We start from the raw sequence: 25,545 nt of genomic DNA on the forward strand, positions 1-25,545 counted from the left end.
CACCTGACCGACTGATCCACTACGGAGGCACACACCCATGCGATCCACCCGCGCTGCCCTGCTCGTCGCGGCCGCCGCCCTGGCTCCGGTCCTCATCGCGGCCACACCGGCGTTCGCCGCCGGATCGGCGGCCTCGGCATTCACGACCGTGACGGCCACGTCCGGGGCGTCGGTGACCGACCCGTCGCAGGACGACGACCGCGTCGCCGTCTCCCGCATCCTGGACCAGGCGACCAAGAACCGCGATCGAGCCGTCATCAAGGGCGCCAACAGAGCACTGGACACCGGCACCCCGGAAGCCCTCCGCGCCTTCCTCGACACCGGCTACCCCAAGGCCCAGGCCGAGGACGACAGCGTCGCCACGTCCCGCATCCTGTACCTGGCCCAGCAGAACGGCGACAAAGCCGTCATCAAAGCCGCCACCCAGGCACTCGACACCGGCACCCCCGAAGCCCTCCGCGCCTTCCGCACCACCGGATACCCCAAGGCCCGGACCGAAGACGACCGCGTCGCCATCTTCGTGATCCTCGCCAAGCCCGGCATCAGCGATGCGCTGCGCGCGGCCGCCGGCAAGGCGCTCGACGGAACTCCCGAGGACATGCGGTACTTCCTGGAGGTCGGGCAGTACAACGTGGGCTGACACAACCGCTGAGAGTCGTGTCGAGTGGGGCGCCCGGTCACCTGGCCGGGCGCCCCACTCGCGTCCCGGCAGGCCCGTCTGCCGCCGCGCCCTCAGTGCAGCCGGTTCACCACCGAGCACAGCAGCGGGGTGTGCACGAACCGCTCGGGCCCCGAGGGGAGACACCGCCACGAGAGCGGCCAGGTACGCCCGTCGAGTGCCGGGACGGGTACGTAACTCACCGCCCCGCCATACGAGTTGAACGTCGTCGCCACGACCGGCCAGGCCCGGTGCGACGTACTGCTCGGCGGCACCAGGAAGTACACCGGCCGCCACCCGCGTTCGTCGGCCACGATCGGCCCCGGGTCGCCCCCGGTCAGCTCCTCCATCGCGTCCGCCACACAGCGCCCGACATACCCATTGATGCGCACGGCATCGAATTGCACGCCCGCCTTTCTGAGGTGGATCCCGGAGAGCGGAATCCAGTCAAGGTTCGATTCGTCGATTTGCGCATTCACGGGGACAGTCTCGGCCCATCCCGCTAGCGTTTTCCAGGACCGCACGGGGACCGTCGGGGAGCCGTTGACCAGCCTCAACTCCCCTTGCACCGGGTCGAATTCAGCGGGGCTGAGTCGTGACCGGTTGAGACCGGTTGAGTCGGAGCGTGATCGCATATGGCACGAGCGGAAAACAAAGTGACGGCGGGGCCGACGGCCCAGATGGTCGCCAATCTGGCCCGCAAATTGCGGCTCAGGAAGGGGTGGACGCAGGAACAGCTGGGAAAGCACCTCGGCTTCTCCGGAGCGGCGGTGAGCGCGATGGAGACGCTGGCCCAGCCGGCATCGGACGACATGCTGGTGGCACTGGAGAAGGTGTTGGGGGAGGGGCTGGGGGTCTTTGAGGAGGCCCGACCGTTCATCCGGCTGGAGAAGTACCCGGCGCAGTTCCAGGGCTACTCGGTCCTGGAACAAAAGGCCGTGGTGCTGCGACCGTACGAAACGTTCGTCGTGCACGGGCTCTTCCAAACCGAGGAGTACGCACGTGCCCTGATCGGCGGCGGATACCCCCCGTTGCCGGAGCAGCGAGTAGAGGACCTGGTGGAGGCGAGGATGGCACGCAAGGCACTCTTCGACCGAGAGCCGGTGGCTCTGATCGAGCTCGTGCTGGAGGAGTCGGTGCTGAGGAGGATCATCGGCAGCCCGGAGGTCATGCGTAAGCAGATGCTGCACCTCGCGGAGTGCGCTCGTCGGCGTAATGTGACCGTCCAAGTACTGCCGCTGGACTGCGGTCTGAGCGGTGAGCACGCAGGAGATCGAGGCACGATGAACGTGATGGAGACCCCGGCGCACGATCGTCTCGTCTTCTTGGAGGTGGAGGGCGAAAGCCTGCTGATCACGGACCCTTCGAAGGTGAGTAAGCTCGCCCAGCGCTACGCGAAGATCCAGTCACAGGCTCTGGACACTCGCGCTTCACTGAACCTCATCGAAGAATTGGCGGGAGATCAGAGATGAGCAGCACCCTTCAGTGGTTCAAGTCCAGCTACAGCAGCTCCAGCGGCGGGGACTGCCTAGAGGCCGCCATCACCTGGCGCAAGTCCTCGTACAGCGACAGCGGCGGCGGCAACTGCGTAGAGGTGGCCACCTGCCCCCAAGCCGTCCACATACGGGACTCGAAGGTGGCCGACGGTCCCTCGTTCGCGGTGGCTCCGGCCACCTGGGCGGCGTTCCTGGGCTGGGAGGCGTCGGCCTTGGTGTGACCGCCTGACACCCTCGCGCGGGCTCGGGCCCGGGCCCGCGCGGCCATCCGCCCCCGCCCGTCGGCAGGACGGGCCGGGGGCGGATCGCAGTGCGGCTCGCGCCCCGGACGGCGCTTGCCGGGACACCGATGACGAACAGCGAGGCAGGAGGCCTCCGACGTCACAACTTGCCCAGGACCACAGCTCGCCAGGTCCAGCCCGGACTCAGGGTGATGCCATGCACGTCCCGCTGATAGGCGGTCTCCTGCTTCTTGAACTCCTCCGCCATCCCGTCCCAGCGCTCAGCGGCCGTCGTGAGGGTGGAGAAGTCGGTGCTGAGGATCTCGTGATACGTCGGCATGGTTCCCCGTGGTCATTTCCAAGCCATCGCCGTGGTGAGTTCGTCAGGGTGGTGGGCCCCGGAGCGGGCCGCCCGGTCAGTACCCGGAGAACACCGACACCGGCACGGCGTTCGCCTGCGACTGGGCGTGGAAGTCCGTGGCGTTCAGAGTGTGGGTAGTGCTGCGCAACGCGCCCTTGTCCGCGCCGAGCATGTTCGTCAGGTTCTTCACCTGCGTTTCCCAGGCCTCGTGCGCCTTCTTCAGCGCCCCTGAGGTGTGCCATCCGCCGTGGAGAGCCGAGACAGCCGTGCTGGTCTCCGTGTCCGCGAAAGCCCCAGCCGTGCGGGTGTCGGGCTCGATGTGCTGCTCGATCGTGTTGGCCGCGGCCTGCTTCTGGGCCGGAGTGGACACCAGCTTCTGCCCACCGAAAGGACCCGGCGCGGCCGGAGTCCCGCCGGGATCAGCGGGTATCTGGTTCAGCCGCATGCCCACCTGCTGTGCTGTCGCGCCGCTTCCCAGCTCCGTGCCTGCCATCAGCAGTGCCTCCCCTGCCTGCCGCTGCTCAGCGCCGACTTGGCCGGCACCCCCTGGACTGGATCTGCTCGTACGCTCGAACGGTGACGCTTTGGCTCCGTCACCCCTACAAGGACCACCCGTACGGTACAGGCGCCGAGTCGGGGGCGTAGGCAATACCGACCCGAGCGTGAAGGCGCGCCAACCGGCTTGCGCATGCGGTCAGTTCGGGGCCGGAGAGCTCTTGTCGTCAGCTTTGAAGTCGAAGTTGATCTGGTCGCCACTGACCGAGGTGACCTTGACCGTCACGCCCAGGGTGCTTCCGTCGTCCGCCGTGAGGGTGCAGCGCGAGGTGGTCCCGGCCTTGCCCACCAGATCCTCAGGGCAGGTGACATGCGGCTTGGGCTGCCCCGTCGTGGCGGCGAGCTTGTCGGCGACGGTGTCGGCGACCTTGGCCGCCGACAGCTTCGGCGTCGACTTGCCAGCCGTGACGGAAGCCGAGCAGCCCAGAAGCAGCGTGCCGACCACAACCGCGGTGACGGACGCGAGCATCGTCATGCCGACGGACGTTCGAGCTTTGAACATCGTGCACTCCTGGTCGGCGAGGCAGGGCGGAAGACCCGATGAGCATACTGTCGTGGTGCCCGCAGCCCACCAACTGCCGCCCACAACCACCGAAAGTATCCAACCCTGCGAAGGCTTACGCCCAGCACTGTGCGAAGACCGGAGCACAGGCTCTGGGCCCTCGCAAAGCACTGGGCGTCATCGTGGAGATGGCGGAGGAGCAGGGGTACGCGTCGTGGCGCCCGGGGTCTGGGCGGCGTCCCTCGGGTGGAAGGCTGCGTCACCGGGCGGGTGAACCGGGCGCGGCGGGCGGGGGCATGGCGGGCCAGCCCGCCGCCTGGCAGACCCCGCGAGGGTGACCGGGTCGCGCTCTGTCCGGGCGCCCTCGACAGGCTCTGGTGACGCGGGAGGCCGGTCGGCGCGCTCAGATGAAGAGGGCGTAGAGCCGGTCGGCCCGGGCGGTGAGGCTGGGTGGGCCGTAGCCGCCGGACTGGACCCGGGTGGTGGACCAGGTGGTGCCGTTCTGGACGGCGACGTCAAGGGTGCCGGATGCGCTGCGGTACGCGATGTGCAGCTTGCCCGCGTGCGAGGCCAGGGCGGGGGCCTCGATGGTGGTCGCGGTGCCGACGCGGGCCAGGCCAGCCCAGGTGGACCCGTTGGTGCTGGAGGCGAGCCAGAGGGCGCCGTCCATCCCGGTGTGGGCCAGGTACAGGTGGCCGGCGTGCGAGGTGAGGGCCACCGGGCGGGGTGTCTGCCAGCCGGGGACCTGGGTCGCGCCGGCCCAGGTGGTGCCGGTGAGGCGGGCCACGTACACCCTGCCGTCGCCGCCGACGTGGGCGCAGTACAGGGTGCCGTTGTGTGAGGCAAGCGCCGGGGTGAGGGCCGAATCCCAGGCGTCGACGTGGACGGGGAGCGTCCAACTGCCGGTCGCCGTACGGAAGTTCCACCAGACGCGTTCGTCGCGGCCGATGTGCACGCAGTGGAGCGTTCCGTCGTGGACGGCCGCCCCCGGCGGCACATGGGTGGCGACGCCGTGGAACGTGGTGCCCGGCGTGTTCGTGTGGGGCGCCCAGTACAGGTGCTGGGTGGCGGCGTCGGTGTAGAAGACACTGGGCTGGCTGTCGTCGGTGAAGAAGACGCCGACGGGCGCGGTGCCCGCCGTGCGCTTGTCGTCGAAGGCGCCTTCGCCGGCCTCCCAGTTCGTCCCGGCCGTACGCCGGTAGTGGGGGCGCACCGGGACGGGCTCGACGGCGCCGCGCAGCCACAGCTTGTGGCGGCCGCCGCTCCCCCCGTCGAACATCCACGACTCGTCGCGGCCCGCCGGGGTGAAATAGCGGATGAGGGCCGCGTGGGACAGGCCGATGGAGCGTTCGCAGACCAGGTCGTCCTCGTTGGTCAGCCAGCCGAGGAGCGCGTTGATCAGCTCGCCCAGCACGGACAGGAGCGCGGCCCAGCCCTCGGCGTTGAACTCGCGGTCGGGCGGGTTGTAGTTCTGCTCCTTGGACGCCTCCGCGAGCCGTTCCGACAGCGTACGCAGCACCTCGCGCATCTTGTTGTAGAAGCCGCCCGCACTGTGGTCGGCCTCCCAGCACTCGATGTTCAGCGAGACGTAGCCGCGCACCGGGCCGTCGACCAGGGTGAGGGCATGGTCCCCGGTGAACGCGCGATCGCTGCCGGTGACGACGGACCCGAACTCCGGTGTCTTGGCCGAGTTCTTCGCCTCGGTGTCGGTGCCGGCCGCCATCGCCCAGTAGATCTCGTCCTTGCCGAGCTCGCCCGAACGCCGCTCGCACACGAACCGCGACGGTGCCAGCGCGACCCGGAGCGGCATCGCGGACGCCGCCGGAGCCTGCGCCACGTCCGCCCCGCGCGACCCGGTCAGCACGGTCACGCCCGCACCGTACTCGGCCAGCGCCCGCAGGAATTCCTCGCTGTCCGTGGGCCCGCCGGGCTCCGTGCGAGTGACGTCCACGATCTCCACGTTGGGCTGCGCCACAATCTCCCCCGTGAGCGCCGCCAGGTCGTCCCGCAGCTGCGCGAAGCCGTAACCCGTCTTGTCCTCAAGGCGGTTGACCTCGGCGGGGAAGACCGCGACGCCGCCGCGCGCCGTCCGCTGCTCGGCGAACACACGGCCCCAGGACGCGATCTCCCGGTCGTCGGCGGCGGCCGCCCGCAGCACGTCCAGGAGCATCGCCTCAAGGCCGGTCGGTTCCAGGCCCTGCTCGAACCGGGACGCCGCATGCAGGGCCGCGCCCAGCAGCAGGTTCTGCCCCCGGCTCAGCCCCCTGCGCCGCGCGGCCCTCGACTGGACACGCGCACCCTCGAACCCCCGCACGGTCTCGCGCACCCGGTCCAACCGTTCCTCGGCACCGCGGAACTCCGGCATGATCCACCCGCCCCTTCGTACCCGGGGCCCCGGCCGGGGCCCGCCAGTAGCTAAGACCAGTAGCTAAGACCAGTAGCCAAGAGGTGACGGACATCGGGTGACAAGAGCCGCGAACCGGCCATACGTCCGGAAGCGGCGGGCATGCGGAGACGACGCAAGCCCCCGGCACCCGCTGTGGAGCGGGTGCCGGGGGCTTGCGTCGAACGGGATCACCCGGCCCGCCGACGTGGCCGGGCGGGTGAACCGCCTTGTCAGATGAAGGAGTTGATCTCGATCGTCTCGGTGCGGCCGGGGCCGACGCCGATCGCGGAGATCGGCGCGCCCGACATCTCCTCAAGCGCCTTCACGTAGGCCTGCGCGTTCTTCGGCAGGTCGGCGAAGGTCTTGGCCTTGGTGATGTCCTCGGACCATCCCGGCAGCTTCTCGTAGATCGGCTTCGCGTGGTGGAAGTCGGTCTGCGAGTAGGGAAGTTCCTCGACGCGCTTGCCGTCGATCTCGTACGCGACACACACCGGGATCTCCTCCCAGCCGGTCAGCACGTCCAGCTTGGTGAGGAAGAAGTCGGTCAGGCCGTTCACGCGGGTCGCGTAGCGGGCGATCGGCGCGTCGAACCAGCCGCAGCGGCGGTCACGGCCGGTGGTGACACCGCGCTCGCCGCCGATGCGGCGCAGCGCCTCGCCGTCCTCGTCGAACAGCTCGGTCGGGAACGGGCCCGCGCCGACACGGGTCGTGTACGCCTTCAGGATGCCGATGACGCGGCTGATCTTCGTCGGACCCACGCCCGCGCCCGTGCAGGCGCCGCCCGCGGTCGGGTTCGAGGAGGTGACGAAGGGGTACGTGCCGTGGTCGACGTCGAGCAGGGTGCCCTGGCCGCCCTCGAAGAGCACGACCTTGTTGTCGTCGAGCGCCTTGTTCAGGACCAGGGTGGTGTCCGTGACGAACGGCCTCAGCTGCTCCGCGTACTGGAGCATCTCCTCGACGATCTTGCCGACCTCGATCGCGCGGCGGTTGTAGACCTTGGCGAGCAGCTGGTTCTTGCCCTCAAGGGCCGCCTCGACCTTCTGCTCCAGGATCGACTCGTCGTAGAGGTCCTGGACGCGGATGCCGACGCGGTTGATCTTGTCGGCGTAGGTCGGGCCGATGCCACGGCCGGTGGTGCCGATCTTCCGCTTGCCGAGGAAGCGCTCGGAGACCTTGTCGAGCGTGACGTTGTACGGCGTGATCAGGTGAGCGTTGCCGCTGATCAGGAGCTTGGACGTGTCGACGCCGCGCTCGTTCAGCCCGCTCAGCTCGGAGAGCAGGACCGCCGGGTCGACGACGACTCCGTTGCCGATCACCGGGGTGCACCCCGGGGAGAGGATTCCGGAAGGGAGAAGATGCAGCGCGTACTTCTGGTCGCCTACGACAACCGTGTGGCCGGCATTGTTGCCGCCCTGGTAACGCACCACATAGTCAACGGATCCACCGAGGAGGTCGGTGGCCTTTCCCTTGCCCTCGTCACCCCACTGAGCACCGAGCAGCACAAGTGCGGGCACAGGCGTACACCCCTTCCGGGCGGGGCATGTCCAAGGTCAGGGGCATACGCGCTCCATACGTGGATGCGTACACCATGGGCCTGATCCGTTGAACCGGTTGCCCCGGAATAGACGAAGCCCCTGGCGCAATAGCGCAAGGGGCTCTTGCACAAAGATGCTACCCGAGGAAGGACCGAGGTGTCGGCTGCGCACCAGCTCGTCGTGCTCATCGACCCGGTCGCCCGCCGTATTGACGGCGAGTCCGTACGGATCGCGAAAGATGTGCTGTGTGCGGGAGCACAGGCGAAAATCTGCTGGCCGCAGGGCCCGGAGGAGTTCGCGCGGGCGCTGGCCCGCCGCAGTGGACGGCGCACCGTGGTGGTCGGCGACGACCAGGCGCTGCTACGCACCGTGACCCTGCTGCACCGTGAGCGTGAGCTCGACCGGGGCGAACTGGCCATGGTCCCGGTGGGCGCGGCGGACTCGTTGCGGCTGGCCCGTTCGCTCGGGGTGCCGCTGGGGGCGGTGGCGGCGGCGCGGACCGCCCTGGAGGGCGCGGGGCGCCGGCTCGACCTCCTGGTGGACGACTGCGACCAGGTGGTGCTCGGCGCGCTGCGCGTGCCCGCCCTGAGCCCGGTCCGCGCGCGGCCCGCCTCGCCGACGGTGTGGGGCGCGGCCCGCACGCTGGTCCGCACCCTGGTGGGGGCGCCCGCGCCGGTGGCGGCGGCCGTCGCGCACCGGCTGCGGGTGGAGGCGGACGGGGTGCTTTTGAGCGACCTCGACCTGCCGGTGGCCGGGGTGTCGGTGGCGTCGGCGGACGGGCTCGCGCAGGTGGTGGTGCATGGGCGGACCGGTGAGCGGGTGCGGGTGGCTGCGCGGGCCGTGACGATCTCCGGGCCGGTGGGGGGCTTTCGCTACCGGGCGGATCAGGTGGTGGCGGGGCCGGTTCGTACGCGGACGTGGACGGTGCTTGCGGATGCGTGGCAGCTGGTCCTGCCCGGGTGACCCCGGGTCGGGCTGCGTGGCTGACCCTGCCCGGGTGACCCCGGGGCGTCTGCGCGGCTGGCCCTGCCCGGCTAACCCCAGGGGCGTCTGCGTGGCTGGTCCTGCCCGACTAACCCCGGGGCGCCGCCCCAGCCCCCGCTCGCACGGGCGCCCCCGGCCCGTCCTCAATCGCCGGACGGGCTGAGGATGCCGCGTGCTGGCCGGGCGGGTCGAGGGTGCCCATGCGGGCCGGCGGGCCGAGGTGTCCGTACCGGCCGGCATTGGGTCAGCCGGGCGGGCTGGGGGTGTCCATGCGGGCCGGCACCGGGCAGCCCGGCGGGCTGAGGGTGTCCGTGCTGGCCCGCACCAGCACCGCCAGGGGCGCGGGGAACTGCGCGAGAAGCGACCACGAACCGCACCCAAAAGCCGAGGGACCCTGGGGCTCCGCCCCAGACCCCGAACGCGCCTGAACGGCGCTCGTCCTCAAACGCCGGACGGGCTGAAGATGCCCGTACCGGCCCGCACCGGACAGCCCGGCTGAAGATGCCCATGCGGGCCCGCACCGGGCAGCCCGGCCGGTTGAAGATGCCGATGTGCGGCCACACCGGACAGCCCGGCGGGCTGAGGATGTCCATGCCGGCCCGCACCGAGCAGCCCGGCCGGCTGAAGGTGTCCGTACAGGCCCGCACCGAGCAGCCCGGCGGGCTGGGGATGTCCATGCTGGCCCGCGCCGGGCAGCCCGGCCGGCTGATTTTTTTCAGCACTCCACCTGGAGCTCCTTCAGGCCCCGGATCACGAACCCCGGACCCCACTCCGGCTCGGCCGCCAGCCGCAGCCCCGGTGCCTGCCGCAGCAACTCGCCGAACGACGACGCCAGTTCGAGCCGGGCCAGCGGGGCGCCGAGGCAATAGTGGATCCCGGCCCCGAAGGAGACGTGCGGATTGTCGGCGCGGGACAAGTCCAGGGCGGCGGGGTCGGCGAACCGGGCGGGGTCGTGGTTGGCGGACCCGAAGAGGAGGGCGACCTCACTGCCGCGCGGCAGTTCGAGTCCCGCGAACTCCATGTCTTCGAGCACCCAGCGCTCGAAGAGCTGGAGCGGGGTGTCATACCGCATCAGCTCCTCGATGGCCGTGGGCAACAGCGCGACCGGCTCCGCCCGGAGCGCGGCCAGCTGAGCGGGGTTGCGCAACAGCGCCCACCAGCCGTTGGCGGTGGTGTTGACGGTGGCCTCGTGACCGGCGTTGAGGAGCAGCACGCAGGTGGAGATCATCTCCTGCTCGGTGAGCCGGCGACCCCGGTCCCGGCCCCGGCCACGATCAGCGTTGTCACCGCGGTCACCGCTCTCGCCGTCGTACGCCGCAATGAGGGCGGAGATCAGGTCGTCGCCGGGGCTCCTGCGCCGCTCGCCGATCAACTCCCTGAGGTACGCCGTGAATTCAAGGGAGGCCCGTACCGCGCGGGCGGCGGTTTCCTCGTCCGGGTTGAGCTCGTACATGCCGCAGATCGCGGCGGACCAGGGGCGCAGGAGCGGTCGGTCGGCGTCGGGGATGCCGAGCATTTCGGCGATGACGGCGACGGGGAGGGGTTCGGCGACCTCGGCCACGAGGTCGCCACCGCCGGCCTCCCGGAAGTCGCCCACGAGGCGGGCGGCGAGGCGGCGCACGGTCGGGGCGAGCCGTTCCACGGTGCGGGGGGTGAACGCCTGCGAGACGAGGCGCCGGATGCGGGTGTGGTCCGGGGGTTCCAGGTCGAGCATGCCGTGGTCGTTGAGGGTATGGAACGGCTCGTGCGCGGGGCGTGGTGGGGTGCGGCCGAACTCCTCGTGGGTGAAGCGGTGTTGATAACTCCGGCCAAGCCGACGGTCTCGGAGCAGCGCGGACACGTCTGCGTGGTGAGGGATCAGCCACTGGTTCGTGGGGGCGTGGTAGTGCACTCTGCCCGCTGTGCGGAGTTCCGCGTACGCGGGGTAGGGGTTGGCGACGAAGTCCGCGTCGCCGGGGCGGAAGAGGGGGGTGGATGTCGCTGGGTCGGCTTGGTTCATGGGGGTGAGGATGGGGGTCCGCTGGGCGCGGGATCAAGGGGGCGGGGTTTGGGGGCTGGGGTACGGGCGCAGGTGGCGCGGGGGGTGGGGGGGTGGCTGTTTGCGCAATTCCCCGCGCCGCTCAACCCGCTGTCCACTGCGGCCCGTGCACGCTGGGCGGACAGTTCCCCGCGCCCCTCAAACCCGCTCTCCACCGGGGGCCGTCGGTAGCTGGGCGCAGCCCCCCGCGCCCCTCAAACCCGCTGTCCACCTCGGACCGTACTCGGCTGGGCGCGCAGCCCCCCGCGGTCAGGCCGGGGTTACCAGGCGGGTTTCGTATGCGTAGACCGCTGCCTGCGTGCGGTCTCGTAGGCCCAGTTTCACCAGGACCCGGCTCACATGGGTCTTGATGGTCGACTCCGCCACCACCAGGCGGTCCGCGATCTCGTGGTTCGACAGGCCCTGCGCGATCAGGACGAGGACTTCCGTCTCGCGGTCGGTCAGTTCCTCGACCTCGCCCGTCGGGGACGAGCCGGCCCGCTGCACCGGCAGGACCCGGGCGAACTCGTTGATCAGGCGCCGGGTCACCGACGGGGCAAGGAGGGCTTCGCCGGAGGCCACCACCCTTACCCCGTCGGCGAGTTGGCGGGCCGACGCGTCCTTCAGGAGGAAGCCCGACGCGCCTGCCCGCAGCGCCTGGTACACGTACTCGTCGAGGTCGAAGGTCGTCAGGACGAGCACCTTCGACGAGGCGTCCGCCGCGACGATCTCCCGCGTCGCCTCGATGCCGTTCATGCCCGGCATGCGGATGTCCATCAGGACCACGTCGGGGCGCAGCGCCTGCACCTGGGCGACCGCCTCGCGGCCGTCGACCGCCTCGCCGACGACCTCGATGTCCGGCTGCGCGCCGAGCAGGACGGAGAATCCCTCGCGCACCATCATCTGGTCGTCGACGATCAGCACCTTGATCGTCATGCCCGCTCTTCCGTTCTCTTGGCCAGGTCCACCGTGGGCTCCGCCTCGGCCGCCTCGGCCGGCTCGACCGGGGCGACCGGGGCGACCGGGATGAAGACGGTGACCTCGTAGCCACCCTCCGCCGTCCGCTCGGCGGTCATCACGCCGCCCAGCATCGCCACCCGCTCCGCCATCCCCGTCAGCCCGTGCCCGGAACCCTGCGAGGGCCCGGCCTCGGCGGTCGCGCGGCCATTGACGACGCGCAGGCCGAGCCCGCCCAGAACGTACCCGATCTCCACCCGCGCCCCCGAGCCCGGTGCGTGCCGCAGGGTGTTGCTGAGCGCTTCCTGGATGATCCGGTACGCCGACAGCTCGACGCCCTGCGGGAGTTCCCGTACCGCGCCGGTGACGACCTTCTCCACGGGCAGGCCGGCCTCGCGGACGTTGGACAGGAGGCCGTCCAGGTCGGCCAGGGTGGGCTGGGGGGCGTCCGGCGCCTCGTAGTCCTCCGCGCGTACGACGCCGAGGACCCGGCGCAGTTCGGTGAGCGCGGCCACCGCGTTCTCGCGGATCGTGGCGAAGGCCTGGGCGAGCTCGGGCGGCGGGTTCTCCACCCGGTAGGGCGCGGCCTCGGCCTGGATGGCGACGACCGACATGTGGTGCGCCACCACATCGTGCAGCTCGCGCGCGATGTTGGTGCGCTCTTCGAGGACGGTCCGCTTGTCGCGTTCCACGGCGGTGACCGACTTCTCCGCGCTGACCTGCCGCTCGGCGTCCTTGCGGATGTGCCGTACGGAGATGACGAGCAGCACGATCCCGTAGAGGGTGGCGAGCTGCACGGTGTTGTCGGCGTACCAGTAGCCGCGCGTGGAACTCAGCATCGCGCCGAGAACGACGGTGAACACCCACATCCAGGCCGAGACGCGGGGGCGGGTGCGCAGCGCCACGACGGTCAGGACGCTGAGGTGCATGACGGTCGTCCCCGGCGACCAGGGGCCCATGCCGCCGTGCGCCCCCACCACCCCCATGAAGACCGTCGCCGCGCACGACAGCCAGAACGCCCCGATGGGCCGCACCAGCGTCATGAGCACCGGCGCTGCCAGGATCGCCCCGCCCACCGGCCACGCCATGCTGATGCCCAGCCGGCCGACGTCCCACGAGGCCGCGAACGTCGCCGTGCAGAACGCGAGGAAGCACACCAGGGCGTGCGGCGTCCAGGCCGCGTACGCGCGCATCCGGCCCGGCAGCCGGCGGGTCAGCGGGCCGTCGGTCCGCATGCGCGGCAGCATCCGGTAGGCGAACGCGTTGTGGAACAGGTCCCTGCGCAGCCCCCCGTACGCGTCCATCGCCAGCCGGAACTCCGGGCTGCGCTCGCCGCCCCCGCCTGCTGCGGCCCTGCCGCTCCCCGTTCGGGGTCTGGTCGTCTCGTTCACACCCCCAAGGTAGGCGGCGGGCCGAGCGGGGGCGTCCGGCGCGATGGGGATCCTGCGGGGTCCGCCTCAGGGACTACGCGGTGGACCAGTTTGAACGGGGTGGACCGGTGGACTGGTGGACCGGGTGGACCGGGTAGGCCGGGTAAACCGGGTGGACCGGGTGGACCGGGTGGACCGGGTGGACCGGGTGGACCGGGTGCCCTACGCCGTCACCTTGGCGACGAACGCGGCGACATTCAGCACCGTCCGCTCGATCTTCTGCTCCACCGTCAGCGTCTCGTGCAGCCGTGCGCCGGCTCCCGCGTCCTTCTTGCCGCGTACGTAGAGCGAGCAGTCGAGGTCCGCGCAGATGTAGGCGCCGACCGAGTTCCCCTCCTTGCCGGGCCTGCCCGCCTTCGGCGCGACCATCAGGGAGACGCCGCCGGAGTGGGTGGTCAGACACATCGAGCACATGCTGCGCCGCTGCCGGCCGGAGACCGCGCTGGAGCAGCGCATCGCCAGGCCGTGCGGGCGGCCGTCGAGTTCGACGACGAGGTAACCCCGGTCGGGGGCCTGCGGGTCGCGCCAGCCGAAGTAGTCCAGGTCGTCCCAGGGCCGCTCGGCCAGGTCGTTCGGCACGGCCATGCGCTTGGCCTCGCCCTTGGTGCAGTTCACGAAGGCGGCACGGATCTCTTGTTCGGTCAGCGGCTTCATATACGTCACGGTAATTTGCCTAAAGGCTTTAGGCAAACTCATAATGGCTTCGGGCAAGGGAGAGGATGGCCATGGCACGGGTAGGACTCACCACCGACCGGCTGGTCCTGGCGGGCGCCGAGCTCGCCGACGAGGTCGGCTTCGAGCAGGTGACCGTCTCAGCGCTGGCCAGGCGGTTCGACGTGAAGGTCGCGAGCCTGTACTCGCACATCAAGAACTCCCAGGACCTCAAGACCCGGCTCGCCCTGCTGGCCCTGGAAGAACTCGCGGACCAGGCCGCCGACGCCGTGGCCGGACGCTCCGGCAAGGACGCGCTCGCCGCACTCGGGAACGTCTACCGCGACTACGCCCACCGGCACCCCGGCCGTTACGCCGCGGCCCAGCTGCGGCTCGACCCGCAGGCGGCGGCCGCGAGCGCGGGCGGCCGGCACGCCCGGATGACCCGCGCGATCCTGCGCGGCTACGACCTCACCGAGCCGGACCAGACACACGCGGTGCGCCTGCTCGGCAGTGTCTTCCACGGCTACATCAGCCTGGAAATGGGTGGCGGGTTCAGCCACAGCGCCCCCGACACCCAGGAAACCTGGGAGCGCACCCTGGACGCACTCGACGCCCTGCTGCGCAACTGGCCCACGTCATGACCGGACCCGCACGCGACCCGACCCGAGCAGGGACGCCGGCATGACCGTACGCGAGCCCGCCCTCCGGCGTACGGCTCGGCCTCCGGACGCCGCGACCCACCACCTCATGGGCGGGCGCTTCGCCGGACTCGCCTTCCGCCAGGGCGCCTTCGCATCCGGTGCGGGCGGGCTGAACGCGTCGGCTCAGTAGGCCAGTTGGGCGATCTCCTCGGCCACCACGGCGCACGCGTCGGCCGCGGGGTCGATGAGCGGGAAGTGACCGACGTCGTCCAGCAGGGTCAGCCCCACCATCTCGCCCGCCTTCGCCGCCGCGTCCACGTACGCCTCCGCGACGGCCCGCGGTACGACGATGTCCTCGCGGCCCTGCACCACAGTGGTGGCGATCCCGGTCGGCAGCAGGGCGGCCGGGTCGGCGTGCGGGATGCGTTGCGCCAACTCGGCGCCTCCGCCAAGGAGTTGGGTGAACGCGCCCGAGCACACGTCCAGCTCCGTCGCCGTCGCGAAGTCGGCGATCGGGGCGAGCGCCACGACGCCGCGCAGGGCGGCCGGGGCCGGGGTGCGCCACGGGGAGCCGAGTGGCAGTACGTGCCTGGCCGCGCCCCACAGGGCGAGATGGCCGCCCGCCGAATGCCCGGCCAGCACGGTGCGGCGGGGGTCGGCCCCCGGCACGGCGTCCCGTACGAGCAGCGGCAGCGCGTCCAGGGCGGCCGCCACGTCGTCGAACGTGTCGGGCCAGCGCCCGGCCACCGGACCGTCACCCCCCTGCTGCGGCAGCAGGGGCCCCCGCCGGTACTCCACATTGGCCACGGCGAACCCGCGCCGGGCGAGGAAGTCGGCGAGCGGGGTGACGTGCGCACGGTCGTACGGGGCCCGCCAGGCGCCGCCGTGCAGCAGGACGACCAGGGGGGCGCCGGTGCGGGCGTCCCGCGGGGCGTAGAAGTCGATCACCTGGTCGGGGTGGTCGCCGTAGGCGGCGGTGGCGTCGGGGGCGACGGCGGGATGGGAGAAGGCGGAGGCCTCTTCGGCCGCGTCACGCTCTGCGGGATCCGTCATTCCCCAACCTTTCGCCAGGCCAAGCCGGTTGATCACCCGGGCGCCCCGGACGCTACCAGGGCGTCCGGGGCCCCCTGCGGACCGGTGCGGCTGAACCGCCGTGCGGGTCAGCTCAGCAGCGCGGCCAGCTCCGACGCCGCCCGCTGCGCGTCGGCGAAGCCCACGTACAGCGGGGTGAAGCCGAAGCGCAGGACGTCGGGGCGGCGGAAGTCGCCGACCACGCCGCGTTCGGTGAGGGCGCTCATCACGTCGCCCGCCTTCTCGCAGCTCAGCGACACCTGACTGCCCCGCTCCGCGGCGGCCGCCGGGGTCACCGAGGTGACCCGGCCGGCCGGGACGTACGCCTCGACGCACTCCAGGAAGAAGTCCGTCAGGGCGAGGGACTTCGCACGGACCGCGTCGATCGACACGCCGTCCCACACGTCGAGGGCCGACTCCAGGGCCAGCATGGACAGGATGTCCGGGGTGCCGACGCGGCCCCGCACGGCCCCTTCGCCCGGCGCGTAGGCCGGCCGCATCCCGAACGGGTCCTCGTGCGAGTTCCAGCCGGGCAGCGGGGTGTCGAAGCGGGCCTGGTGCTCGCCGCGCACGTACAGGTACGCGGGTGAACCCGGGCCGCCGTTCAGGTACTTGTACGTACAGCCCACCGCGAAGTCGACGCCGTGCGCGTCGAGACCGACCGGCAGCGCACCCGCGCTGTGGCACAGGTCCCAGACCGCGACGGCGCCGGCGGCCCGGATCGCCGCCGTCGTGCCGGGCAGGTCGTTCAGGCGGCCCGTGCGGTAGTCCACATGGTTGACCAGGGCCGCCGCCGTGCGCGGGCCGAGCGCGCCGACGATCTCGTGTGGCGCGAGGGCGCGGATCCGACGGCCCGTCATGCGGGCCGCGGACTGGGCCACGTACCCGTCCGTGGGGAACGTCGAGGCGTCGACCAGGATCTCGTCCCGGTCGTCACCGGCCAGGCGCACCGCGCCCACCAGCGCCTTGAAGACGTTCACGCTCGTCGAGTCCCCGACCACGACGCTGCCGGGCGGCGCGCCGATGAGCGGGGCTATGCGGTCGCCGATCCGCTCGGGCGCGGTCCACCAGCCGCTCTCCTCCCAGGAGCGGATACGCAGATGGCCCCACTCCCGGGTGATGACGTCCTGCATGCGGGCCGGGACGTGCCGGGGCAGCGCGCCGAGCGAGTTGCCGTCGAGGTAGACCACACCGTCGTCGAGCGCGAACAGGTCGCGGTGGCGGGCGAGTTGGTCGGCGGCGTCGAGCGCCGCGGCCTTGTCGGCCAGGGCGTCAGACATGGCTGCGCGCCGTCCACAGCTCGGGGAACACGTTCTTGGTGGCGCGCTTCTCCAGCCAGGCCACCCCGGCCGAGCCGCCGGTGCCCGCCTTGGCGCCCATGGCCCGCCGGGTCGCCACGAGGTGGTCGTTGCGCCAGCGCCACACGAGCTCGCCGACATCCGTCAACGCCTCGCCCAGGCGCACCAGTTCACCGTTCTGGTCGCCCTGGTACAGCTCGGACCAGACCGCTTCGACCTCGGGGGACGGCTCGTACTTGCGGGTCAGGTCGCGCTGGAGGACGGAGGCGGGGATCGCGTATCCGCGCCGCGCGAGCAGCGCCAGCACCTCGTCGTACAGGCTCGGCTCGCCCAGCGCCTTCTCCAGCTCGGCGTGCACGCGCGGCGCGCCCCGGTGCGGCACCAGCATCGACGCGGACTTGTCGCCGAGCAGGAACTCCATCCGCCGGTACATCGCCGACTGGAAGCCGGAGCCCTCGCCGAGCGCGGAGCGGTAGGAGTTGAACTGCGCCGGGGTCAGCTGTGCCAGCGGCGTCCACGAGGCGTTCAGCGCCTCCAGTTCCCGCACCGAACGCTTCAGGGCGTCCACCGCGACCTGTATCCGGTCCGCGCGCAGCGCCTTCGACGCGGTCTCCCACTCGTGCACGACGACCGTGAACCACAGCTCCATGACCTGGGTGGTGACCAGGAAGACCATCTCGCCCGGGTCGTCGGAGCGCAGGTGTTGCAGATGGGTGAGGACGTCCGCCTGGACGTAGTCCTCGTAGGGTGTCGTGCCCTCGAAGTCCAGGTTCGGGGTCTCCGGCTCGTCGCCCCGTTCGGGCGGCATGACCGGTTCGGACATCTTTGATGACATCGCTGTCTCCTCGATGTGTCCGGGTAGCGGTCCGCCCCTTCCTTGGTCGGCATCGGAGCCCCGGTCCCCACCGGCATCATAAACACGGTTCCGCCCCCTTCGTCAGGGCACCGATGGCCCCGAGACGAACGTCCCGCTCGCGGTGAACGGCCAGGCGTTGGACTTGCAGCCGTCGAGACCCTTGATCTGCTGCATCATCACCGGGGCGAGCTTTCCGGCTCCGGGGCAGGCCATGTGCCGGTGGTAGCCGATCAGGTGGCCTATCTCGTGGTTGATGATGAGGTGGCGGTACTCGGCGGGCGGCCCGTCGTACTGCGGGGAGCCCGTCACCCAGCGCTTGAGATTGACGATCACACCGCCCGCGACCTCACAGTTCAGCTCGCCCCCCGTGTCGCCGACGGAGGCGCACAGCTTGTCCGTGTTCCTGGGCGTGGCGATCTTGATGGTCACGTCGGCGTTGCCCGTGACCAGCTGGAAGCGGCCCTTGCCGTGTGCGGCCCAGCTGCGGGGGTCGGACAGGATGGTCTGGATGTCGTCGGCGGCCTGTTCGGCCGACACGCCCGACCCGTCCTCGACCTGCACCTGATAGCGGCGCAGCGGCCCGCCGGTGCCGACGACCTTGCCGGACGCCTTCGCGGTGGTGAAGGTGCCGGGCCCCGACACGGGTACGGTGACGGGCTTCGTGCCGCTGGAAGCGCTCGCACCACCTGAGGGCGTGGGCTTGGCGGGCGGGTCGACCGGCAGCGGGGAGGTCTGCTCCATGGGGCTGGCGGCCACGTTGCCCGGCTCCACGGCGGCGGAGTGGCCGCCGCTCGACCGCTGGGCGATGGCGACCCCGCCGATCAGGGTGAGTCCGAGCAGACAGCCGACGACGAGCAGCACGCGCGAGCGCGGACGTCGTCGGCCGGCGGATCCGCCCTGCCGTCGCCCACCCCCGTCCCGGCGCCGGCCACGCCCTTGTGCCCCTGCCGCATTCGGCCTGCGGTCACGATCTGCTGTGCTGCGGGCGCCTCGCTTGCCCAAGACGGAGTTCTCCCCTGGTCCCCGGCTGGGGTGGGGGGAGAGGAGTGGGGCCTCTGCACCAGCCTGTCGATGCGGTCGGGGCGGGCGCGAGGCGATCGTGCCGTACGCGGCCGCCCGAACCGTCCGTGTCAGACATGGAAGAGGGCACGGAGGGCCCGGGCGTTCCCGATCGGCCGGGGTTGTCGCTACGGGTGGGCTTCGTACCGGGGGCGCGTCGCTCGGCTCGGCGGGGGGCGGTGGTGCTTGGCCTGGCCGGCCGGGGGCGCTGGTGCTTGGCCTGCGGGGGCTGGGCGTGTGCCGTGGTGCTTGGCCTGGCCGGCCGGGTGCGGGGTGCTTGGCCTGGCCGGCCGGGGGCGGTGGTGCTTGGCCTGCGGGGCCGGCCGCGGGCAGTGGTGCTTGATTGCGGGGGCCGGCCGGGTGCGGGAGCCCGTCAGCCCAGGGTGTCGGCCGCGAGCGGGGACGAGTCGCGCAGGAAGGTCGTGCAGCGCTCGTACTCGGCCTCCTCACCGATCGCCTGGGCGGCACGGGCGAGGGCGTGCAGGGCGCGCAGGAAGCCGCGGTTGGGCTCGTGCTCGAACGGCACCGGGCCGTGGCCCTTCCATCCGGCGCGGCGCAGCGAGTCCAGCCCGCGGTGGTAGCCGGTACGGGCGTAGGCGTACGACTCGACGGTGCGGCCGGCGTCGAACGCGTCGTCGGCCAGCTGCGCCCAGGCGAGCGAGGAGGTGGGGTACTTCGCGGCGACGTCGGCGGGTGCGGTGCCGCCGGCCAGCAGCTCGCGGGGCTCCGGGTCGTCGGGCAGCAGGGTCGGGGCGGGGCCACCGAGCAGGTTCTCGTGAAGGGACATGCGGGCCAGTCTGCCACCGTGGCCCTCCGGGGGTGGGCGGGGTGCGGCTGGGCTTGTGCCTCCCGGATGCCGGCCTGGCTCGCCCTCCCCCTCATGGGGCTCCGCCCCGGCCCCATGACGCGCCGTGAGGGCGCTCGTCCTCACGCACCGGACAGGCGGAGATGCCCATACCGGCCGGCCTGCGCGCCGCTGAGGGGCGCGGGGAACTGCGCGACCAGCCACGCAACGCCCGCACCCGAAAACGAGGTGTCAAGGAGCGCGTGGGTCAGGACTCGTTGTGATTGGGCTCGATGGCCGGCCCGGACACCCCGCACTGCATGCGGCACGAGGGAACGACGGCCTCCGCCGGCCGGCGTACGGTCAGGAACGCCACCACGGAGGCCAGCGCCAGCGCCCCCGCACACATCGGCATCGCCCGCCGAAACGTCCCCCCGAACTCCGCCGCCGACCGGTACGCCTCCGGCCCCATCCCCGCGGCCAGCGGCAACGCCGCCACCGCGATCAGCCCCGCCGCACGCGCCGCGGCGTTGTTGATGCCGCTGGCCAGCCCGGCCCGTCCCTCGTCGACGGACGCGAGCACCGTCGCCGTGAGCGGCGCCACCAGGGTGACCATGCCGAGCCCGAGCACGACGAGGGCGGGCAGGACGTCACGTACGTACGACGCGTGCTCACCCACCCGCAGCATCAACAGCATGCCCGCCGCACACAGCAGCGGCCCCACCGTGAGCGGAATTCGCGGCCCGACGCGCTGGCCGAGCTCGCCCGAGCGGGCGGAAAACAGCAGCATCAGGACGGTCGTCGGCAGCAGGGCCGCGCCCGCGCCGAGCGCCGAGTACCCGGCGACGACCTGGAGCTGGAGCGCGGCCAGGAAGAAGAACCCGCCGAAGGCGGCGTACACGCACACCGTCACCGCGTTGACCGCGGTGAACGTGCGGGAGCGGAACATCGCCGGCGGCAGCATGGGGTCGGGCAGCCGTCGCTCACGCCGTACGAACGCCGCGCCGAGCCCGAGCCCGGCCACCGCCGCCCCCACCACCAGCCCCGACGAGCCCTGGCCGGGCGCCTCGATCAGCGCGTACGTCACCAGGGCGAGGGTCAGCGCGCCGAGCGCCGCGCCCGGCACGTCGAAACGGCCCGTGTGGACGCGCGGATCCCGCGACTCCGGTACGTGCCGCAGCGCGACCGCCACGCAGAGCGCCGCGAGCGGCACGTTGATCAGGAACACCCAGCGCCAGCCCGGGCCGTCCACCAGCCAGCCCCCGAGGAACGGGCCGACGGCGGCCCCCACCCCGCCGAGCCCGGACCACACGCCGACCGCGCGGGCCCGGTCGTCCGGGTGGAAGCCCGACTGGATGATGGCGAGCGAGCCCGGCGTGAGCAGCGCGCCGCCGATGCCCTGGAGCGCGCGGGCGGCGATGAGCACCCCGGCGTTCGGGGCGAGCCCGCACAGCAGCGACCCCGCGGCGAACCAGACCACCCCGGTCACGAACACCTTCCGCCGGCCGTACCGGTCACCCAGGGCGCCGCCGAGCAGGATCAGGCCGGCGAGGGTGAGCATGTAGGCGTTGACGGTCCACTGGAGGACGGCCATGTCCGTGTCGAGGTCGGTGCCGATGTGGGGCAGGGCGACGTTGACGACGGTGGAGTCGAGCAGGGCCATGCCTGAGCCGAGGACGGTGGTGAGCAGCACCCAGCGGCCGGGTGGGGTGCGCATGCGTACGTTGTCCGCCACAGCACGACTGTCCCCCACGGGGGGCCACCCCGAAACCCGGGCCCGGGGGTTCTCCCACCCACCCGCCCGTGCGGCCACTTGAGGGTGCAGCTCCCTGGGGCTCGGCCCCAGACCCCGGGGGACGTTTTCCCACCCACCCGCCCGTACAGCGCATTGAATGAGCTGACCCCTGGGGCTGCGCCCCAGACCCCACGCGGGGGCTCCGCCCCCTGCACCCCCGGTTCGCGCCTGAACGGCGCTCGTCCTCAATCGCCGGACGGGCTGAAGATGCCCATGCAGGCCCGCACCGAGTAGCCAGGGGCGCGAGGAACTGCGCGAGCAACCATCCACAGCCCGCACCCGAAGGGGGGTTCAGGGGCGCGAGGAACTGCGCGAAAAGCGACCACGACCCGCACCCGAAAACGGGTTCAGGGGCGCGAGGAACTGCGCGAAAAGCGACCACGGCCCGCGGCCGAAAGCGGGTTCAGGGGCGCGGGGAACTGCGCGAGGAGCGACCACGGGCCGCACCCGACAACCCCCCTCAAGGGGCGCGGGGAACTGCGCGAGTGCCCCGGGTGCAGGGGCGCCGCGGCGCGGGCGCAGGAAGGCCCGGCCACCCCGAGAGGGGCGCCGGGCCGAGGGGGCGTGGCGGCGCGTGCCTACACGCGCCCCGCCTACTTCAGCTTCGTACCCGTCGAGCGCAGATTCGCACACGCCTCAGTGACCCGCTTGGCCATGCCCGCCTCGGCGAGCTTGCCCCACGTGCGCGGGTCGTACGTCGACTTCTTGCCGACCTCACCGTCGACCTTCAGGACACCGTCGTAGTTGCGGAACATGTGGTCCGCGACCGGCCGGGTGAAGGCGTACTGCGTGTCGGTGTCGAGGTTCATCTTCACGACGCCGTTCTCCAGGGCCGTCGCGATCTCCTCCGCGGAGGAGCCCGAGCCGCCGTGGAAGACGAAGTCGAACGGCGAGGGCTTGCCGTACTTCTCGCCGACGCCCGCCTGGAGGTCCTTGAGCAGTTCGGGGCGGAGCACGACGTTGCCCGGCTTGTAGACACCGTGGACGTTGCCGAAGGACGCGGCCAGCAGGTAGCGGCCCTTCTCGCCCAGGCCCAGCGCCTCGGCGGTGCGCAGCGCGTCGTCGACGGTCGTGTACAGCTCGTCGTTGATCTCGTGGCTGACGCCGTCCTCCTCGCCGCCGGTCGGGGTGATCTCGACCTCAAGGATGATCTTCGCGGCGGCGGCCTTGGCCAGCAGCTCCTGGCCGATCGCCAGGTTGTCCGCAAGGGTCTCGGCCGAGCCGTCCCACATGTGCGACTGGAACAACGGGTTCAGGCCCTTGGCCACACGCGCCGCGGAGACCTCGATCAGCGGACGGACGTAACCGTCCAGCTTGTCCTTCGGGCAGTGGTCGGTGTGCAGCGCGACCGTGACGTCGTACTTGGCGGCGACGACGTGCGCGAACTCGGCCAGGGCGACCGCGCCGGTCACCATGTCCTTGTTGTACTGGCCACCCAGGAACTCCGCACCACCGGTGGAGATCTGGATGATGCCGTCGCTCTCGGCCTCCGCGAAGCCGCGCAGCGCAGCGTGCAGGGTCTGGGTCGAGGTCACATTGATGGCCGGGTAGGCGAACTTGCCTGCCTTCGCCCGGTCGAGCATCTCGTTGTAGACCTCGGGGGTTGCGATGGGCATCTGTCCGCTCCTTGTGATGTGCGGGGTGTGCGATATGTGCTGGCCCTGACCTGGGGGCGACGTCATCGTCGCGGCCCATCTTTCCAGACTCTGGCGGCGGCTCCGCCCCCCGCACGCCCAAGGGGTGGACCGTTTCACGTGAAACAGTCCACCCCTTGAGAAATACCCAGGTCGGGAGCCGTACGACCGGATCCCGGGCCCGCGCACCACGCGTTTTACGCCAGCCCGAGGTCCGCCAGCTGGTATCCGGTGAGGTAGGGCAGCCCGGCCTCGTCGATCGCCGTGGCGGCGCCCCGGTCCACGATCGTGGCGACGGCGACGACCTCGCCGCCCGCCTCACGCACCGCCTCGACGGCGGTCAGCGGCGAGCCGCCGGTGGTGGAGGTGTCCTCGACCACGAGGCAGCGCCGGCCCTTGACCTCGGTGCCCTCGATGCGGCGCTGCATGCCGTGCGCCTTCTGCGCCTTGCGCACGACGAACGCGTCGAGACGCTGTCCCCGCGCGGCCGAGGCGTGCAGCATCGAGGTGGCGACCGGGTCGGCGCCGAGGGTCAGGCCGCCCACGCAGTCGAAGTCGAGCTCGGCGGTGAGGTCGAGCATCACCTGACCGACCAGCGGCGCGGCCTCGCCGTCCAGCGTGATGCGGCGCAGGTCGATGTAGTAGTCGGCCTCACGCCCCGAGGAGAGGGTCACCTTGCCGTGCACCACGGCCTTGTCCTTGATCTGCTGGAGCAGGTCAGCGCGTACGTCAGTCATGAGCGAGAGCTTACGGGCCGTCCTTACGGACGGCGCCAGGTCCACGTCGTCGCCAGCTCCAGGGGGTCGATGGGGGTGACCTGGCGGGGCAGGGTGTTGAGGCCGTTGGGCGGGCCCGACTGCGGCTCCACGCACACGGCCTCGTCCTGCTCGTCGTAGACGACGACCCACTCGGTGGGGCTGGTCACCTTCAGTTCGAGCCGCCCGGGCCAGGTGAGGGTGACATCGACGCCGTCCGGCATCCCGAAGCAGTCGTCCCACGGGCCCGGCAGCGGCTCGATGCGCCGTCCGGTGGGCAGGTGGTCGTCGCCGCGCTCCTCCTGCCACGCCGCGTCGAAGGCCAGCTCGACCCGGCTGCCGTCGATCTCCCGCACGAACCAGGGGTGCCAGCCCACCTGTGCCGGGAAGGAGTTGTCGTACGTCTCGATGCCCATCCGGACGGTCAGCGCGTCGGGGCTCAGCTCGAAGATCTGGGTGACCTTGCCGCTGAACGGCCAGGGCTCGGTCAGCTCATGAGTGAACACCGCTTCGGTGTCCGAGACCCGCGCGGTCTTCCACGCGTGGTCGCGGGCGGTGCCGTGAATGGCGTGCGGCGGCGAGTTGAGCGGCATCTGGTACTTCACGCCGCCGTCACGGAACTGGCCGTTCTCGACCCGGCCGCACCACGGCACCATCGGGAAGCAGCCGTACTTCTCGCCCTGGCGCAGCACCTCGGTGCCGTCGATTCGCAGGCTGCTGATCCGGCAGCCGTTGCCCGCGTCGACGGTCAATTCCACCGCGCCGACGCCCAATTTGATCTGGTCACTGCTCACACCGTCGACCCTAACCGGTGGCTTGCCACCGTGGGCTCACCCGCGAGTGCCCCGCGTCGCGGCCGGCACGGGCGGGGGCGGCGCGACGGCTCAGCGTCGGCGCCGCAGCGCCCGCCCCACCACGACCGCGGAGGCCAGCGCGAGGGCCGCGGCCGGGGCGACCCAGCGCAGCGTGGCACCGGCGTTGCTGCCGGAGGGTGCGGGCACCGGGGCGTACCGGCCGCGCGGCGGTGCGTGGTCGACCTCCTCGGCACTGCGGCCGATCATCGTGCGGCGCGCGTGCGCGGCCTCGGCGGGCATCGGCTCGCCCACCTCGATGGCGAAGTCGTCGTCGGCGAGCGGGTCGAGGGACGGCGGCGGCACCTCGGCGTCGAACACGGAGGGAAGGTCGTCGTCCCCGGGACCCACGCCGGGGCCCACGCCGGGGCCGGCACCCGGGCCGGCACCCGGGCCGGAATCGCGAGCGGCGTTCCGCTGCGCGCTCGGGTCCGTGTTCAGGTCGGTGTCCGCGAGGTCGGGTGCGCCGTCCGCGTCCGGATCAGCGTCTCGGTCGGCGTTCCCGTCGGCGCCGCGGTCCGTGTTGCGGTCCGTGTCGGTGGTTTTCGCCGGTGCCGTCGGTGCCGTCGGGTTGCCGGCTGCCTCCGCGAGACTCGCCGCGCCGGGCTGCTCCGCCCCGGCCGGACGGGCCAGCTGCGCGGCGAACCGGTCGAGTAGCCGCACGGCCGACGCGGTGACCGTCTCGTGCGGTACGTCCGCCGCCCGGCCCTCCGCGAGCGCCGTGCCCGAGAAGGCGAGGGTGGTGCCGTCGGAGGTCTCCTCAAGCCGTACGGTCAAGGTGAGTTTGGCCGCGCCCGCGCCGCGGACCTCGACACCCTCGCCCTCCAGGGCGAACGCGCCGCCGTCCTGCTCGGTGATGCGCAGGGCGCCGCGGTAGGTGATGGTGCTCCCGCCGAGACGGACCTTCAGCCGGCCCGCGATGGGCGGCTCCCCCGCATCCTGCTGGAGCCCCGGCACACAGCGCGCGACCCGGGCGGGATCGCGCAGCGTCTGCCGGAGTGCCTGGGCCTCAACCGGAACGAACACCTCATGCTCCATAGCCACC

The 25,545-nt window shown here is 71.7% G+C and carries 26 protein-coding genes; 6 read left to right on the forward strand and 20 right to left on the reverse strand.

Annotated features, from left to right (window positions below):
* Positions 1-37 precede the first annotated feature (37 nt).
* Positions 38-640: an ALF repeat-containing protein gene (locus ACGFW5_RS15290; protein WP_393834698.1), complete on the forward strand. Its 603-nt coding sequence runs from the start codon at positions 38-40 to the stop codon at positions 638-640.
* A 92-nt stretch (positions 641-732) separates the two neighbouring features.
* On the opposite strand, the gene ACGFW5_RS15295 is transcribed toward ACGFW5_RS15290, so the two are convergent.
* A complete protein-coding gene (locus ACGFW5_RS15295; protein ID WP_393834699.1) occupies positions 733-1,137 on the reverse strand; it encodes a hypothetical protein in 405 nt (134 codons plus the stop codon).
* 156 nt (positions 1,138-1,293) lie between these two features.
* On the opposite strand from ACGFW5_RS15295, the gene ACGFW5_RS15300 reads away from it, so the two are divergent.
* Together ACGFW5_RS15300 and ACGFW5_RS15305 are read left to right on the forward strand one after the other, a co-directional pair.
* Positions 1,294-2,130, forward strand: a complete 837-nt coding sequence (locus ACGFW5_RS15300; protein ID WP_393834700.1) for a Scr1 family TA system antitoxin-like transcriptional regulator — start codon at positions 1,294-1,296, stop codon at positions 2,128-2,130.
* Positions 2,127-2,375, forward strand: a complete 249-nt coding sequence (locus tag ACGFW5_RS15305; protein WP_393834701.1) for a DUF397 domain-containing protein — start codon at positions 2,127-2,129, stop codon at positions 2,373-2,375. The genes ACGFW5_RS15300 and ACGFW5_RS15305 overlap by 4 nt, the downstream gene beginning before the upstream one ends.
* A 160-nt stretch (positions 2,376-2,535) precedes the next feature.
* Here ACGFW5_RS15305 and ACGFW5_RS15310 read toward each other — a convergent pair whose 3' ends face one another.
* The 5 genes from ACGFW5_RS15310 to ACGFW5_RS15330 all read right to left on the reverse strand — a co-directional run bounded on the left by ACGFW5_RS15310 (position 2,536) and on the right by ACGFW5_RS15330 (position 7,693).
* Complete coding sequence (locus ACGFW5_RS15310) at positions 2,536-2,715, reverse strand: hypothetical protein (protein WP_393834702.1); 180 nt, start codon at positions 2,713-2,715, stop codon at positions 2,536-2,538.
* A 76-nt stretch (positions 2,716-2,791) separates the two neighbouring features.
* Entirely contained in the window at positions 2,792-3,229 is a 438-nt protein-coding gene (locus ACGFW5_RS15315) for a hypothetical protein (RefSeq protein ID WP_393834703.1), read from the reverse strand.
* Positions 3,230-3,430: 201 nt separating this feature from the next.
* A complete protein-coding gene (locus ACGFW5_RS15320) occupies positions 3,431-3,793 on the reverse strand; it encodes a DUF4333 domain-containing protein (protein WP_393834704.1) in 363 nt (120 codons plus the stop codon).
* A 403-nt stretch (positions 3,794-4,196) separates the two neighbouring features.
* Positions 4,197-6,158: a hypothetical protein gene (locus ACGFW5_RS15325; RefSeq protein WP_393834705.1), complete on the reverse strand. Its 1,962-nt coding sequence runs from the start codon at positions 6,156-6,158 to the stop codon at positions 4,197-4,199.
* Between the two features lie 251 nt (positions 6,159-6,409).
* Positions 6,410-7,693, reverse strand: a complete 1,284-nt coding sequence (locus tag ACGFW5_RS15330) for an adenylosuccinate synthase (RefSeq protein WP_393834706.1) — start codon at positions 7,691-7,693, stop codon at positions 6,410-6,412.
* Positions 7,694-7,870: 177 nt separating this feature from the next.
* Between ACGFW5_RS15330 and ACGFW5_RS15335 the strand changes: the two genes are divergently transcribed.
* Positions 7,871-8,677: a diacylglycerol kinase gene (locus ACGFW5_RS15335; RefSeq protein WP_393834707.1), complete on the forward strand. Its 807-nt coding sequence runs from the start codon at positions 7,871-7,873 to the stop codon at positions 8,675-8,677.
* Positions 8,678-9,413: 736 nt separating this feature from the next.
* Here ACGFW5_RS15335 and ACGFW5_RS15340 read toward each other — a convergent pair.
* From ACGFW5_RS15340 to ACGFW5_RS15355, 4 genes are all read right to left on the reverse strand, one after another.
* The gene (locus tag ACGFW5_RS15340; RefSeq protein WP_393834708.1) at positions 9,414-10,697 is read right to left on the reverse strand and encodes a cytochrome P450; all 1,284 of its coding nucleotides are present in this window, start codon (positions 10,695-10,697) and stop codon (positions 9,414-9,416) included.
* 288 nt (positions 10,698-10,985) lie between these two features.
* Complete coding sequence (locus tag ACGFW5_RS15345; RefSeq protein ID WP_393834709.1) at positions 10,986-11,651, reverse strand: response regulator; 666 nt, start codon at positions 11,649-11,651, stop codon at positions 10,986-10,988.
* On the reverse strand, positions 11,648-13,063 hold the full coding sequence (locus ACGFW5_RS15350; protein ID WP_393834710.1) for a sensor histidine kinase: 1,416 nt from the start codon (positions 13,061-13,063) through the stop codon (positions 11,648-11,650). Before ACGFW5_RS15350 ends, ACGFW5_RS15345 begins: the two co-directional genes overlap by 4 nt.
* 201 nt (positions 13,064-13,264) lie before the next feature.
* A complete protein-coding gene (locus tag ACGFW5_RS15355) occupies positions 13,265-13,756 on the reverse strand; it encodes an FBP domain-containing protein (RefSeq protein WP_393834711.1) in 492 nt (163 codons plus the stop codon).
* A gap of 71 nt (positions 13,757-13,827) precedes the next feature.
* On the opposite strand from ACGFW5_RS15355, the gene ACGFW5_RS15360 reads away from it, so the two are divergent.
* Positions 13,828-14,397, forward strand: coding sequence for a TetR/AcrR family transcriptional regulator (locus tag ACGFW5_RS15360; RefSeq protein ID WP_393834712.1), 570 nt, complete (start codon positions 13,828-13,830; stop codon positions 14,395-14,397).
* A gap of 40 nt (positions 14,398-14,437) precedes the next feature.
* Positions 14,438-14,587, forward strand: coding sequence for a hypothetical protein (locus ACGFW5_RS15365; RefSeq protein ID WP_393834713.1), 150 nt, complete (start codon positions 14,438-14,440; stop codon positions 14,585-14,587).
* Here the strand turns inward: ACGFW5_RS15365 and ACGFW5_RS15370 are convergent.
* The 10 genes from ACGFW5_RS15370 to ACGFW5_RS15415 all read right to left on the reverse strand — a co-directional run bounded on the left by ACGFW5_RS15370 (position 14,581) and on the right by ACGFW5_RS15415 (position 25,538).
* Positions 14,581-15,450 carry an alpha/beta hydrolase gene (locus tag ACGFW5_RS15370; protein ID WP_393834714.1) on the reverse strand — a complete coding sequence of 290 codons (870 nt, stop codon included), beginning with the start codon at positions 15,448-15,450 and terminating at the stop codon, positions 14,581-14,583. The genes ACGFW5_RS15365 and ACGFW5_RS15370 overlap by 7 nt on opposite strands.
* Before the next feature lie 107 nt (positions 15,451-15,557).
* Positions 15,558-16,748 (reverse strand): kynureninase, encoded by a 1,191-nt coding sequence (gene kynU, locus ACGFW5_RS15375; protein WP_393834715.1) that lies wholly within the window; start codon positions 16,746-16,748, stop codon positions 15,558-15,560.
* Positions 16,741-17,574, reverse strand: a complete 834-nt coding sequence (locus ACGFW5_RS15380) for a tryptophan 2,3-dioxygenase family protein (RefSeq protein ID WP_393834881.1) — start codon at positions 17,572-17,574, stop codon at positions 16,741-16,743. Before ACGFW5_RS15380 ends, kynU begins: the two co-directional genes overlap by 8 nt.
* A gap of 129 nt (positions 17,575-17,703) precedes the next feature.
* A complete protein-coding gene (locus ACGFW5_RS15385) occupies positions 17,704-18,483 on the reverse strand; it encodes a DUF3152 domain-containing protein (protein WP_393834716.1) in 780 nt (259 codons plus the stop codon).
* Positions 18,484-19,054: 571 nt separating this feature from the next.
* Positions 19,055-19,468 (reverse strand): DUF3151 domain-containing protein, encoded by a 414-nt coding sequence (locus ACGFW5_RS15390; protein WP_393834717.1) that lies wholly within the window; start codon positions 19,466-19,468, stop codon positions 19,055-19,057.
* Positions 19,469-19,733: 265 nt separating this feature from the next.
* Positions 19,734-21,182, reverse strand: a complete 1,449-nt coding sequence (locus tag ACGFW5_RS15395; RefSeq protein WP_393834882.1) for an MFS transporter — start codon at positions 21,180-21,182, stop codon at positions 19,734-19,736.
* A 671-nt stretch (positions 21,183-21,853) separates the two neighbouring features.
* Positions 21,854-22,876 carry a class II fructose-bisphosphate aldolase gene (fbaA, locus tag ACGFW5_RS15400; RefSeq protein WP_393834718.1) on the reverse strand — a complete coding sequence of 341 codons (1,023 nt, stop codon included), beginning with the start codon at positions 22,874-22,876 and terminating at the stop codon, positions 21,854-21,856.
* A 215-nt stretch (positions 22,877-23,091) separates the two neighbouring features.
* Positions 23,092-23,631 carry an orotate phosphoribosyltransferase gene (gene pyrE / locus ACGFW5_RS15405; RefSeq protein WP_393834719.1) on the reverse strand — a complete coding sequence of 180 codons (540 nt, stop codon included), beginning with the start codon at positions 23,629-23,631 and terminating at the stop codon, positions 23,092-23,094.
* Positions 23,632-23,654: 23 nt separating this feature from the next.
* Positions 23,655-24,443, reverse strand: coding sequence for an aldose 1-epimerase (locus tag ACGFW5_RS15410; RefSeq protein ID WP_393834720.1), 789 nt, complete (start codon positions 24,441-24,443; stop codon positions 23,655-23,657).
* A 90-nt stretch (positions 24,444-24,533) separates the two neighbouring features.
* Positions 24,534-25,538, reverse strand: a complete 1,005-nt coding sequence (locus tag ACGFW5_RS15415) for an SRPBCC domain-containing protein (RefSeq protein ID WP_393834721.1) — start codon at positions 25,536-25,538, stop codon at positions 24,534-24,536.
* Positions 25,539-25,545 lie beyond the last annotated feature (7 nt).

It is taken from the genome of Streptomyces sp. NPDC048416 (genome assembly GCF_043200435.1).
Classification (GTDB): Bacteria; Actinomycetota; Actinomycetes; order Streptomycetales; family Streptomycetaceae; genus Streptomyces.

What these genes read in the sequence shown, in the direction of transcription:
- ACGFW5_RS15300 (WP_393834700.1), top strand. Translation starts at nt 1,294, where the DNA reads ATGGCACGAGCGGAAAACAAAGTGACGGCGGGGCCGACGGCCCAGATG.
- ACGFW5_RS15315 (WP_393834703.1), bottom strand. Translation starts at nt 3,229, where the DNA reads ATGGCAGGCACGGAGCTGGGAAGCGGCGCGACAGCACAGCAGGTGGGC.
- ACGFW5_RS15325 (WP_393834705.1), bottom strand. Translation starts at nt 6,158, where the DNA reads ATGCCGGAGTTCCGCGGTGCCGAGGAACGGTTGGACCGGGTGCGCGAG.
- ACGFW5_RS15395 (WP_393834882.1), bottom strand. Translation starts at nt 21,182, where the DNA reads ATGCGCACCCCACCCGGCCGCTGGGTGCTGCTCACCACCGTCCTCGGC.
- ACGFW5_RS15340 (WP_393834708.1), bottom strand. Translation starts at nt 10,697, where the DNA reads ATGAACCAAGCCGACCCAGCGACATCCACCCCCCTCTTCCGCCCCGGC.
- ACGFW5_RS15310 (WP_393834702.1), bottom strand. Translation starts at nt 2,715, where the DNA reads ATGCCGACGTATCACGAGATCCTCAGCACCGACTTCTCCACCCTCACG.
- ACGFW5_RS15370 (WP_393834714.1), bottom strand. Translation starts at nt 15,450, where the DNA reads ATGACGGATCCCGCAGAGCGTGACGCGGCCGAAGAGGCCTCCGCCTTC.
- ACGFW5_RS15360 (WP_393834712.1), top strand. Translation starts at nt 13,828, where the DNA reads ATGGCACGGGTAGGACTCACCACCGACCGGCTGGTCCTGGCGGGCGCC.
- fbaA (WP_393834718.1), bottom strand. Translation starts at nt 22,876, where the DNA reads ATGCCCATCGCAACCCCCGAGGTCTACAACGAGATGCTCGACCGGGCG.
- ACGFW5_RS15365 (WP_393834713.1), top strand. Translation starts at nt 14,438, where the DNA reads ATGACCGTACGCGAGCCCGCCCTCCGGCGTACGGCTCGGCCTCCGGAC.
- ACGFW5_RS15380 (WP_393834881.1), bottom strand. Translation starts at nt 17,574, where the DNA reads ATGCCGCCCGAACGGGGCGACGAGCCGGAGACCCCGAACCTGGACTTC.
- ACGFW5_RS15415 (WP_393834721.1), bottom strand. Translation starts at nt 25,538, where the DNA reads ATGGAGCATGAGGTGTTCGTTCCGGTTGAGGCCCAGGCACTCCGGCAG.
- ACGFW5_RS15305 (WP_393834701.1), top strand. Translation starts at nt 2,127, where the DNA reads ATGAGCAGCACCCTTCAGTGGTTCAAGTCCAGCTACAGCAGCTCCAGC.
- ACGFW5_RS15345 (WP_393834709.1), bottom strand. Translation starts at nt 11,651, where the DNA reads ATGACGATCAAGGTGCTGATCGTCGACGACCAGATGATGGTGCGCGAG.
- ACGFW5_RS15320 (WP_393834704.1), bottom strand. Translation starts at nt 3,793, where the DNA reads ATGTTCAAAGCTCGAACGTCCGTCGGCATGACGATGCTCGCGTCCGTC.
- kynU (WP_393834715.1), bottom strand. Translation starts at nt 16,748, where the DNA reads ATGTCTGACGCCCTGGCCGACAAGGCCGCGGCGCTCGACGCCGCCGAC.
- ACGFW5_RS15355 (WP_393834711.1), bottom strand. Translation starts at nt 13,756, where the DNA reads ATGAAGCCGCTGACCGAACAAGAGATCCGTGCCGCCTTCGTGAACTGC.
- ACGFW5_RS15390 (WP_393834717.1), bottom strand. Translation starts at nt 19,468, where the DNA reads ATGTCCCTTCACGAGAACCTGCTCGGTGGCCCCGCCCCGACCCTGCTG.
- pyrE (WP_393834719.1), bottom strand. Translation starts at nt 23,631, where the DNA reads ATGACTGACGTACGCGCTGACCTGCTCCAGCAGATCAAGGACAAGGCC.
- ACGFW5_RS15290 (WP_393834698.1), top strand. Translation starts at nt 38, where the DNA reads ATGCGATCCACCCGCGCTGCCCTGCTCGTCGCGGCCGCCGCCCTGGCT.